Below are 10,997 nucleotides of genomic sequence, written 5' to 3'. Positions count from 1 at the left end.
TGCCCAGCGGGTGCGACCGCAACGCGGCCAGTCCGGCGTCGGCCTCTTCGGGTGCGACGACGGCGACGAACTTGCCCTCGTTGGCGACGTAGAGCGGATCGATGCCAAGCAGCTCGCACGCGCCATTGACCATGGGCCGCACCGGCAGTCGCTCCTCTTCGAGCAGCACACCCAGCCCGCAGGCTTGAGCCAATTCGTTACAGACGGTGCCGACCCCGCCCCGGGTGGCGTCCCGCAGCCAGCGGGTGGATGGCGCGGCTGCCATCAGCAGCTCAACCAGCGGGCTCAGGCTCGCCGTGTCGGAATGGATGTCGGCTTCGATGGCCAGGTCGCCCCGGGCCAGCATCACCGCCATGCCGTGATCGCCCATCGAACCCGACAGCAGCACCTTGTCACCCGCGCGTACCGACGTGGCCGAAAGCGTTCTCCCCGTGGGAATGACACCGGTCCCGGTGGTGGTGACGAACATGCCGTCGGCGGCGCCCTTGGGCACCACCTTGGTATCGCCGGTGACAATCTGCACACCCGCGTCGGCTGCCGCGGCGGCCATGTCGGCGACGATCTCCTTCAGCTCAGCGATTGGAAAACCCTCTTCCAACACGAACGCCGCCGAGATCCAGGACGGCACCGCGCCCGACATCGCGACGTCGTTGCAGGTGCCGTGTACCGCTAGCGCACCGATGGAGCCGCCGGGAAAACGCCGGGGCTGCACAACAAACGAATCGGTCGACATCGCCAGCCGCTCACCGCCGGGCAGCTGGATAACCGCGCCGTCGCCGAGTGACTCCAGCAGCGGATTGCGGAACGCCTCCACAAACACCGCGTCGACCAACGCGGCCGAAGCCTTTCCGCCCGCGCCGTGCGCCAGGTTCACGTGGTCGTCGAGCAGCCTGGGCCGGCGCCTGCGGAAAGTTTCGATTCGCTCGATCACCTCGCCCTCGGCGAACCGTGGCCCCGACGACAGATAGTCGCCCGCTGACTTGCTCATGCTGCCCCCAATCCTCGATCGCCGGAGCGTTGCTGGGTGGCCAACCACAGCTGATAGCCCAGCAGCGCTTGAGATTCCTGAATCCGATGCACGCTTTGCGAGCGAACGATGAAGCAGGCATCCACGTTTGGATTGCCCGTGAAGGCGCCACCGTCGTATCCGGCGAAACCGACCGTGTACAAACCACGTTGTCGTGCCTCGGCCAGCGCGGTCAGCAGGTTGGGTGAATTGCCGCTGGTCGACATCGCGATCGCGATGTCACCGGCCTTCGCGCGGGCGATCAACTGGCGGGCGAACACCAGCTCGAACCCGACATCGTTACCCAGCGCGGTCACAATCGCCTGATCGGCGGTCAATGACCAAGCGGGTAACGGCTTTCCGGCCGGCGGGCGGGAGAACAGTGTGGCCAAGGTGGTGGAATCGGTGCAGCTGCCGCCGTTTCCGAAGGTGAACATCCGTCCGCCGGCCGCGAAGCGGCGGGCCATCTCGGTAGCGGCCTGGTCCAGCAGGTCGGCATTGGCTTCCAGCGTGGTGCGCCGCAGCGCCAGACTCTCGGCGGCCTTTGCCTGCGCTGACGCGGCGAGATCGGCGAGCAGCGACTGCGGGTCGTCCTCCTGCGCATCGATGAACGGGTACAGGAAGTTGGTGGGCTCCTCGCCGGGGCGGGTCACGTGTCCTCCTCGATGCGGCTGATCGCGGTCCCGGCGTGCACCAGCACCAGTTCGCCGGCGGCGACCGGGTCGATCAGCGCCGTCGCCACGTTCTCGATGCCGCGCGCGGTGCGCACCGCGGCCATCCCGTCGGCCGACGGCGACACCACCTCACCCAGGCGTCCCTCGTCACTGCATGTGACGCAAACTCCCCCGCGAGCGGGAGGTGCTCCCAGTTCTGCGCATTCGGGTTTGAGCAGCCCCGAGTGCTCGAAGCAGACGTGGGTGAGTTCCCACAGCAGGTGATAGAACAGCACGAAGCCGCCCGTCGCCGGGACGCGCGGATCGGGGTCGTCGAGCCACAGCACGTGATCGGCAATACCCGCCACGGGCCGTTCACCGCTGCCGATCCAGAGCGTGGTGGCACCCCAGGCCGGACTGCGTCGCATCACCGAACGCAGGTCGGGGTCGGCGGCGGCGCCCACACCGACTACGAGGTCGCCGGGCCGAACCGACACCCGCACCAGATCGATCAGGTTCGGACCGGTCAGGGCAACGGCCGGCAGCGCCCGCTTGCCCATGATCACCGGATGCACGAACTCGACCGCGATGTGCAGCGCATGCGGCTCGCACGACGGTGCGATGGACCACATCGTCGCGCCCGCCGCGAACCGCTTGGCCAGCGTGAAGGCGGCCGCGGCCAAATCGGCGGCCAGCTCGGCGCCAAGCCCGCGATCAATCGCCGTTGTGGTCATCGCATCTCAGCCTGTTCCAGCGCGGTCAGCACGGAGATCGCGGCCTGACCCAGCGCCAGTCCGCCGTCGTTGGGCGGCACGGTGTAATGGGTCAGCACTTCGAATCTCGCCTGCTGTAAGCGTTGTCGGCACCCGCGCAGCAGCAACACATTCTGGAACACCCCACCGGTGAGTCCCACCAACCGCACCGGGCCGGCGACCAGTCGCACCACCTCGGTGACGGCGACCGCGACCGCCCGGTGGAACTCGGCAGCCAGCAGCGCCGGTGACACACCTGCGCGCAGGGCCGACACGATCGCCCTGAGCATGCCGGCGGGGTCGATCACCCCGTCGGGGCGGACCGCAAGTCTCAGCTCCGGTCCCGTGGTGTCACCAATCGAATCGGCGAGTGCCTCGAGCTCGATAGCGGCCTGGCCTTCGTAATCGATTCGCTGCCGCACTCCCAGCAGGGATGCGACGGCGTCGAAGAGACGGCCCATGCTCGAGCACGGCACACACCCGGTGCCGGATTCCAATTGCGAACGGGTGAGCCGCAGTTCGGCCGGCGTCGGCGCAGTGACCGGAGGCAATTCCGGTGTCCAGTCGATTCCGGCCATCCACAACTGAGACAGCGCCATCCGCCACGGATTGCGCACCGCGGCGTCACCGCCCGGCAGTGGCACCGGCAACAGGTGGCCCACCCGGGTGCACCGGTGACTGTCACTCCCGAGTCTGAGAATCTCGCCGCCCCAGATTGTTTCATCGCAGCCGTAGCCGGTGCCGTCAAACGAAACACCGATCACGGGCTCACCGAGACGTCCGTGCTCGGCCAGCAGTGACACCACGTGCGCATGATGGTGCTGAATCAGATCCAGTGGTCGATCGCCGGCACGGCGCTCCGCCCAACTGCGGGTGTGATACCCGGGGTGCAGGTCGGCGGCCAATCGCACCGGCTCATGCCGGATTTCACTGAGCTGGCCCACCGCGCGTTCGAATGCCCGAAGGGTTTCCAGTGTCTCCATGTCACCGATGTGCCCGGACAAGTATGCGCAAGCACCGTCGGTGAGGCAGAAGGTGTTCTTGAGTTCGCCACCGACCGCCAGCACCGCTGGGCCGTCGCGGCCGAGGTCGACAGGCAGCGGCGCGTAGCCGCGGGACCGGCGGATCGGCAGTTCGCGATCGTCCACCACCCGCACCACCGAGTCGTCGCACGGCACATGGATCGGCCGGTCGTGGTCGAGCACGGCGTCACATAGTGGTGGGAGACGTTGCGCAGCATCATCTTCGGTGAAGCAGATGGGATCATCGGAACGGTTGGCGCTGGTCAGCACCAAGGCATCGGGTGTCGTTGCATCGACACCCGGGACCGGCGCGAGTAGCAGATGATGGATCGGCGAATACGGCAGCATCAGCCCGACCAGCGGGCTGCCGGGCGCGACGGCGGCGGCGAGCGGCGCGTCGCGGCGACGCCGCAACAGCACGATGGGCCGGGCGGGACTCGAGAGCACCGCGGCCTCGGTGTCGTCGATGTGTGCATAGCGGCGCGCAACATCGAGATCGGCCACCAGCACGGCGAACGGCTTGGCGCCCCGCGCCTTACGGGTCCGTAGCGCAATGACCGCGGCCTCGTCGTCGGGCCGGCAAGCCAGGTGATAGCCGCCGACGCCTTTGATCGCGACCACGGCGCTCGCGGCCAATGCCCGCTGGGTGGCGCCCAGCGCGGCATCGGATCCGGCTACCCGCTCGGCATGCGCGGCGAACCACAGCGACGGCCCGCAGTCCGGGCAAGCGATCGGCTGGGCGTGGAAGCGGCGGTCGGCCGGGTCGTGGTACTCCGCGGCGCAGCGCTCGCACATCGCGAACGCCGCCATGGTGGTGGCCGGTCGGTCGTACGGCAGGCCACGGATGATGGTGAACCGGGGACCGCAGTTGGTGCAAGTCACGAAGGGATGCCGATAACGACGGTCGCTCGGGTCGAACAGCTCGGCGATACAGTCGTCGCAGACGGCGATGTCGGGTGGAATCGGGGTGGTGGTGCCGGCGACCGATTGGCTTTCGGCGATACGAAAGCCGCTGTCGCACAGCATGTCAGCATCGACATCGACGACCTGGACAGCGTTGATCGCTGCCAGCGGCGGCACCTCCGCGTGCAGCCGACGACGGAATTCGTCGATGCGCGCGGCGGGTCCCTGCACTTCGAGGAAGACCGCGCCCGAATCGTTGCCGACGAACCCCGCTAGCCCGAGCTCGGTCGCGATCCGGTGGACGAACGGGCGGAACCCGACCCCCTGAACGACACCGGTCACGGTGAACCGTTGCCGGACGGTATCGATGTGCAGCAGCGTGTCAGTCATCGTCGCGGCCCCGGCCCATCAGCTCCAGACCTGTCATTGCCTGCTCGGCGCCGGCCCGGTCGGTCTTCTCGACGACGAACCCCATGTGAATGATCACCCAATCACCAGGTGCAAAGGTCTCCTCCGGCAACATGCCGACATTGACCTTGCGTTGCTTTCCGGCGACGTCGACAAGGGCGAGTTGCCCCTCGTAACCATCCAGCATGCTGACCACCTGGCCCGGTATGCCCAGACACATCGGTCAGCCCTGCCCTTCCACCGACACCGCCGGCGATCGAGCCCGCAGACCCGCGACGACTTCCTTGACGGCGTCGATGGCCCGTGGCACCGCACCCGCGACGGCCTCGCTCAGACCGATGCCCTCGTCGACGCTCCCCACTTCGCAGCCGACGACGACCGTGTAGGGGGGGGTGCCGCCGAGTGCCTTCAGGCTGTTGAACACTGCCGCGGGATCCATGCTGTGGGCATCCAGAGCGGCTGTGGCCGAAGGTGATTCATGGTCGGCCTCGAAGATGTGCAGAGTGCCCGGGCTGCCGCGATTGGGTACCGCGTCGACGAGGACCAGCGCATCCCAGTCGTTGAGTAGGTCGTAGGCCAGGTGCATGCCCCCGATGCCGTAGTCGACGAGCCGCATGCCCGAATCGTCCTGCGGGACTGGGACGTGCCGGACTACCTCGGAGCCGAACCCGTCGTCGCCGAGGAAGATATTGCCGATGCCGGCCACCAGAATGCGCACTGGAATAGGACCGTCCGGCGACGCTACATGTGCCGGATCTTGAGGTACCGCCGGGCGTCTGGGAGTGACACCAGCCCTATCACGACTCCGGTCAGTACGAACAACGACAGGAGGCCGATAAACACCCATCCTAGGATCTCCATGTTGAATTCCTTTCAGTGGTGGTGGTTTCGAGCGGTTCGACTTCGTCGGGGGAGAAGTACAGGTAGCGGCCGTACCACTCGTGCAGGTCGGCCGCCGGATCGTCCTCGACGACGACCCCGACGTGCTGATTGCCGTCGACGTCTTCGTGCACGGTGGTGACACGAGCTGTCTTGCCCGCGAAGAACAGGTCCTGTGCGTCGGCTCGACGCCCCGGATGCAGCAGCACCCGACTGCCTCGCGCAACCCGGACACCGTTCACCAGCACAGCATCCAAGTCAGGCTGGACCGCGTTGTCGGCCAGCGGATCCCACCAATCCACGCCGTCAGGCACCTCCGGAATCAGGCCAACGGCCTCCCGCGGATCCCGCAGGGCTCCATGCAGACGCGCCATGGCTTCGGGCGACATCGAGTCACAGCTGTCGATGATCTGCGCGGCGAGCGGATCGGTGGCCCGGGCCTGTGCCTTCTCCTGGTCCGTCATCGTCATCACGCGCAGCGTCAGGATCTCGTCGATCTCGGTGCAGTCGTAGAGCGCGGTCTCGCTCTGTTCGGCGACCTCGGGGTGGTCATAGAGGATGATCGGCGAGATCAGCAGCAGATCGGCGGCGCCGGGCGGGCCGGCCAGCACCGGAAAACAGCGATGCTGACTGCATCGGGACACCGCCTCGGTAGCGGGCGGTGACGGTTCGAGGAGCGAGACAAGCTCGCCCCCAACGACTTCCGCGATGATGTGGGTGCCGATCAGGGAACGCGCTATCGCATCGTCCTTGTCCATCGCAGCAGCACCGGTGTTGGTGACCCGTACCGAAACCCGATGTAGTGTGCCGTCTGGCTCGAAGCTCACGGTCAACGCGGCGCTCACCTGACGCCGGGTCCGGACCAGCCGACCGCCCTCGACCGTTTCGACGTCGGTTGCCGGAGCGGCGGTCAGCGGCAGTGACCACGGCTGGTCGGGATCGTCAATCGCGAACGGGCCGAACGATGTTTCGCACTCGATCGCTTCGTCCCAGGTCAGCCACGAACCCGCCGGCGTGATCAGCTCGTCCACGGTTTCGAAACGGCCGCCACCGATGTCGCGTTCGACACGGCGGTGCTGCAGTTGCAGGAAGCGAACCACCAGGTTGATGGCTTGCGCTCCGTCGACGAGGAACTGTGCTGCGATGGTGTCCTCTTCGCCGATCCCGGCGTCGGCCGCGCCCGCAGGGCCCAAAACGCCCCACTGCCAACGTGATCGGTTCCTGCTCGAGGTCGCGCGGTACGGGTAGAGCAGGTAGCCCTCGTACAGGACGGCGTCGGCGACGGCCCGGGCCCGGTCCCAATCCGCGGTCATCGCGCCTCCTGATGCGCCGCGCTGAGCAGCGTCGTGACCGCGTCCTCGACGCTCAACAGGCCGCGCGCCGACTTGTAGGCGGCCAACGCGGCTACCGCATCGTGAGACAGCCGTACCCACCCGGTGTTCGGGTAGTGCAACCGGATGAGTTCCTGCCACACCGTTACCGGCATGTCGTAGTGGTCCTCGCAGTCCCATGACACTTGCTGAACGGAGAAACCGCGTTGACCGGCTGTGAATACGGTCCCGCTGAACAGGAATTGCAGGGGAACGGCGCCCTCGCGCAGCGCGTGCAGGTACTTGGCGGCCGCGACCTCGAAATCGTAGGTGCACTCCAGGGGCAGCGTGATCTCGTTGGTGCCGACGAATGCCGGCACCATCGCCGTGCAGTGCTGCCACAGGAAGGTGCGCTGGGTGGTGGCCCAGCGTTCTCGTGGCCCGAACAAATCGATCAGCCCGGCCGCTTCGTCGTCGGAGTAGCCGCGTCGCAAAGGTTCGATGCGGACCTGGCAGCGCAGTGCGATGGCGTGCACGGGCTCGTCGTCCGGCGCCGAAACACTGATGCGCGCGGCCAATATCGGCACTGCCGCGTAGGGCTCGGGAACCACGTCGCGGACTGTGAATGTCAAGCCGGTGGCCTGGACGGTGGGGCCCGTCATCAGCGTTGCTCCGTGCTACGGGAGGCCAGCTGACCGAAGAACGCATCGATGAATTCGCGCGCCTCTTGCCCACCGTCGAAGCCACGCCACAGCATTCGCAGCCCGCCGATGAACTCGTAGCAGGCGTCGATGGGAACCAGATAGCAATCGGGCTGTTCGTCCTCGCGGACTCGCACAAGCAGCGCCTCGACGTCGTCGGCGAGCAAGCCTACCCGGGGGTCGGCTGAGTTGATCGCGGTCCAGGCCTCGAGGTCCAGATCGGATTCGGTTGCCCCCGCCGGTCCCGGATAGAACGCGACGGTGCGATCGAGTGCCGAGTTGCGGAAGAAGAACGCGAGGCCGACCGGGATCTGCAGCAGTTCCCAGGTGCGACGATCAAGCGCGAAGTCGGGAAAAGACAGGTACCGGTCGGGAACGGAGCGGTAGCGCAGTTGCGCGTGGCTGTCGGTGAACAGCAGGTAGCAGCCGCGGCACACGCACATGAGTTGCCGTCCAGGCACATTCACCACGTGCTGATGCTCGTCGGCGATGCTCTCTGAGCACATTTCACACCGCTCCCCGGCAGGTTGCGGTGTCCGCGGGTTGCTGGTGATTCGGCTTAAGACGTCATATGGAGTGGTCATGCCGGCGCGCCCATCGGCTCGGCCGGTACCGCGACGGACAGCACCCCGTCGCGCAACAGCAGCGGGACGGGATCGAGATGGCGGTCCGCGCCATCGTCGAGGCCCAATCCGGCGTGCACGACGTCGAAATGCGCGTGGCAGCGCGGACATCGCAGCACCGGCTCGGCGGTCGTGGCCCGTCGGTGCAACGCCGCGCCGGCCAAGGATCCATCACAGGCCGGGCAGTAGTCGCGATAGGTGTACAGCTGGTCGCCAACCCGGCAGGCCAGCACAACGGCGCCGGCCACTGAGAAGCCGCCGACCTCGCCGGGCGCCAGATTGGCCAGGTCGGGCACCGGATGCCACGCCGCCGAGGCGCCGCCGTTGGCGTGGGCCCTGGAATGGACCTGAGCCAACAGTGATTCCGCCGGAATCACCGTCGTTGACTCGGCTGGCGCGGCTTCGGGGGTCACCACCTCAATCGACGAAACCTCCGGTGCCGCAGCACGAATCGCATCCTCAACCGCCAGCTCCAGCGTCACCGCCGACGACGGGCAACTCTTGCAGCTACCGGCGAACTGAAGCTGCACGGCGTCGCCGACGATGTCGAGCAGATGTACGTCGCCGCCGTGTGAGCCCAGATACGGTCGGACCCGGTCGAGCGCGTCGGCAACCCGGCGACGCAGGTCGTGCGGGTGCAAACCGTGGACGAGCAGCAGGCTGGCCACCAAGTCGTCGGCGACCAAACGGTTCAGCAAGCCGGAATCCGCTCGATCGCCGACTGCCGCCATGATCCGCGTCAAGCCTGCGCCGTAGAGCTCGACTACTTCGCGAACCAACTGCTCGGCGCGCTCGCGCGCCACCGTGCCGCCGGCCGACGTCGCATCCAACAGCGTCTGGATCCGATCGCCCGCCGAGCGCCACTGCGCGTCCCCCTCCAACTCCTCCGGGCGATCAGCCATACATCACTCCCCGGTCGCTGCTTGCGTCGGTGAGTGCAGCCGCTCCAGCGTCTTGCCCTTGCCCAGGTACATGTGCACACCACAAGGCAGGCAGGGGTCGAAGCTGCGCACCGTGCGCATGATGTCGATGCCCTTGAAGTGCTCCCGGTCGTTCTCCTCGAAGATCGGCTGTCCTTGCACCGCGTCCTCGTAGGGGCCTGGCGTGCCAAAGCTGTCGCGCGGGTTGGCATTCCACGGGGTGGGCGGGTACGGGTGGTAATTGGCGATCTTGCCGTCCCGGATCACCATGTGGTGGCTCAAGACTCCGCGCACCGCCTCGGTGAAGCCGCAGCCGATTCCCTCCTTGGGCACGTCGAACTTCTCCCAGGTCTTGGTTCGACCGGCCCGAATTTCGACGAGCGCCTTTTCGGCGAAGTGCAACGCGCACGCTGCCGCATAGGCCTGGAAGTAGGTCCTGGCCCGGTCCCGCTCGATGGTGTTGGACCCGTGCTGCGGGATCTTCCACTCGAATTCAACCGGACCTTTCAGGACGGTCTTGGGCAGGTTGATCTGCACGGAATGGCCGGTCGCCTTGACGTAGCCGATGTCGACCAGGCCGGCCAGCGCGGTCGACCACAGCCGGGCCAGCGGACCGCCACCGGTGTCCAGAGCCAGATGATCCTTGCCGTCGAACCAACGCGGAGACATCACCCAGCTGTATTTGCCGCCGTCCATGTCCCGTTTCTGCGGGTGCGGGTTGGTGTGCTGGTTCCACGGATGGCGCCGGTCGACCGGATTGCCCAGCGGGTCGGTCTTGACGAACATCTCCTGTTCGTTCCAGTCGTCGTAATACGAGCTGCCCAAAAGGATTCGGATGCCAAGGTTGATGTCGACCAGCGAGTGGGTCACCAGCTTGCCGTCGACGACCACGCCCGGGGTGACGAACATGGCGTTGCCCCAGCGCTCCATGTCCTTGTACTCGAAGTTGCACACGTCGGGGTCTTGGAAAGAACCCCAACACCCCAGCAGGGTGCGGCGCAGGCCGACCTTTTCGTAACCGGGCATGGCCTCGTAGAAGAAGTCGAAGAGGTCGTCGTGCATGGGCACGACCTTCTTCATGAACTCGACGTAGCGCATTAGCCGCGTGATGTAGTCGGTCATCAGCTGAATGGTCGCGACGGTACCGACGCCGCCGGGATACAGCGTGGACGGGTGTACGTGGCGGCCTTCCATGAGGCAGAACATCTCTCGCGTATACCGGCTGACTTGTAGTGCCTCGCGGTAGAACTCGCCGCTGAACGGGTTCAGCGAGCGCATGATGTCGGCAATGCTCTTGTACCCGTGTTCGCCGGCGTGCGGAGCCGGGGTGTTCTCGGCTTTGGCCAGCACACCCGGGTTGGTCTCGGAGACCATCTTCTCGCAGAAGTCCACGCCGACCAGGTTCTCCTGGAAGATGTTGTGGTCGAACATGTATTCCGCGGCCTCACCGAGGTTGACGATCCACTCACCCAGATGCGGCGGCTTGACGCCGTAGGCCATGTTCTGTGTGTAGCACGAACACGTGGCGTGGTTGTCGCCGCAGATGCCGCAGATGCGGCTGGTGATGAAGTGGGCGTCGCGGGGATCCTTGCCCTTCATGAAGATCGAGTAGCCGCGGAAGATCGACGAGGTGCTGTGGCACTCGCGGACCTCCTTCTGCTTGAAGTCGATGGAGGCGTAGATCCCGAGACTCCCGACGATCCGGGTGATCGGGTCCCACGACATCTCGACGACGTCGGTGTCCTTGGTGGAGGTCTTCCTCGCTTGCGTGGCAGTCATTGGATTCCCCTCACCAGGTCTTCGTGAAACCGGTCTTGAGC

12 protein-coding genes are annotated in these 10,997 nt (G+C 66.3%); all 12 read right to left on the bottom strand.

The features are described from left to right. A partial coding sequence (gene hypE, locus WAO18_RS20785) for a hydrogenase expression/formation protein HypE (RefSeq protein ID WP_422208120.1) occupies window positions 1-988 on the bottom strand: 988 nt, incomplete at its 3' end. Then, window positions 985-1,659, bottom strand: a complete 675-nt coding sequence (locus WAO18_RS20780) for a D-sedoheptulose-7-phosphate isomerase (RefSeq protein WP_422208119.1) — start codon at window positions 1,657-1,659, stop codon at window positions 985-987. The genes hypE and WAO18_RS20780, both read right to left, overlap by 4 nt. Continuing rightward, the gene (locus tag WAO18_RS20775) at window positions 1,656-2,393 is read right to left on the bottom strand and encodes a HypC/HybG/HupF family hydrogenase formation chaperone (protein WP_422208118.1); all 738 of its coding nucleotides are present in this window, start codon (window positions 2,391-2,393) and stop codon (window positions 1,656-1,658) included. The genes WAO18_RS20780 and WAO18_RS20775 overlap by 4 nt, the downstream gene beginning before the upstream one ends. Then, window positions 2,390-4,726: a carbamoyltransferase HypF gene (gene hypF, locus WAO18_RS20770; protein ID WP_422208117.1), complete on the bottom strand. Its 2,337-nt coding sequence runs from the start codon at window positions 4,724-4,726 to the stop codon at window positions 2,390-2,392. Before hypF ends, WAO18_RS20775 begins: the two co-directional genes overlap by 4 nt. Then, complete coding sequence (locus WAO18_RS20765) at window positions 4,719-4,964, bottom strand: HypC/HybG/HupF family hydrogenase formation chaperone (protein ID WP_422208116.1); 246 nt, start codon at window positions 4,962-4,964, stop codon at window positions 4,719-4,721. The genes hypF and WAO18_RS20765 overlap by 8 nt, the downstream gene beginning before the upstream one ends. 3 nt (window positions 4,965-4,967) lie before the next feature. Next, complete coding sequence (locus WAO18_RS20760) at window positions 4,968-5,468, bottom strand: hydrogenase maturation protease (RefSeq protein ID WP_422208121.1); 501 nt, start codon at window positions 5,466-5,468, stop codon at window positions 4,968-4,970. Between the two features lie 17 nt (window positions 5,469-5,485). After that, a complete protein-coding gene (locus WAO18_RS20755; protein WP_422208115.1) occupies window positions 5,486-5,605 on the bottom strand; it encodes a DUF6893 family small protein in 120 nt (39 codons plus the stop codon). Then, entirely contained in the window at window positions 5,593-6,936 is a 1,344-nt protein-coding gene (locus WAO18_RS20750) for a hypothetical protein (RefSeq protein WP_422208114.1), read from the bottom strand. The genes WAO18_RS20755 and WAO18_RS20750 overlap by 13 nt, the downstream gene beginning before the upstream one ends. Further along, on the bottom strand, window positions 6,933-7,595 hold the full coding sequence (locus tag WAO18_RS20745; RefSeq protein WP_422208113.1) for a DUF6084 family protein: 663 nt from the start codon (window positions 7,593-7,595) through the stop codon (window positions 6,933-6,935). Before WAO18_RS20745 ends, WAO18_RS20750 begins: the two co-directional genes overlap by 4 nt. Further along, window positions 7,595-8,218 carry a DUF5947 family protein gene (locus tag WAO18_RS20740; protein WP_422208112.1) on the bottom strand — a complete coding sequence of 208 codons (624 nt, stop codon included), beginning with the start codon at window positions 8,216-8,218 and terminating at the stop codon, window positions 7,595-7,597. Before WAO18_RS20740 ends, WAO18_RS20745 begins: the two co-directional genes overlap by 1 nt. Continuing rightward, window positions 8,215-9,159: a NifU family protein gene (locus WAO18_RS20735; RefSeq protein ID WP_422208111.1), complete on the bottom strand. Its 945-nt coding sequence runs from the start codon at window positions 9,157-9,159 to the stop codon at window positions 8,215-8,217. Before WAO18_RS20735 ends, WAO18_RS20740 begins: the two co-directional genes overlap by 4 nt. A gap of 3 nt (window positions 9,160-9,162) precedes the next feature. Continuing rightward, window positions 9,163-10,956 carry a nickel-dependent hydrogenase large subunit gene (locus WAO18_RS20730; protein ID WP_422208110.1) on the bottom strand — a complete coding sequence of 598 codons (1,794 nt, stop codon included), beginning with the start codon at window positions 10,954-10,956 and terminating at the stop codon, window positions 9,163-9,165. Window positions 10,957-10,997: the final 41 nt, after the last annotated feature.

The sequence above is a fragment of the Mycobacterium sp. genome (assembly GCF_049278535.1).
GTDB lineage: Bacteria > Actinomycetota > Actinomycetes > Mycobacteriales > Mycobacteriaceae > Mycobacterium.
Note: the sequence above shows the minus strand (reverse complement) of the source record. Positions and strands in the feature narration are given on the sequence as shown.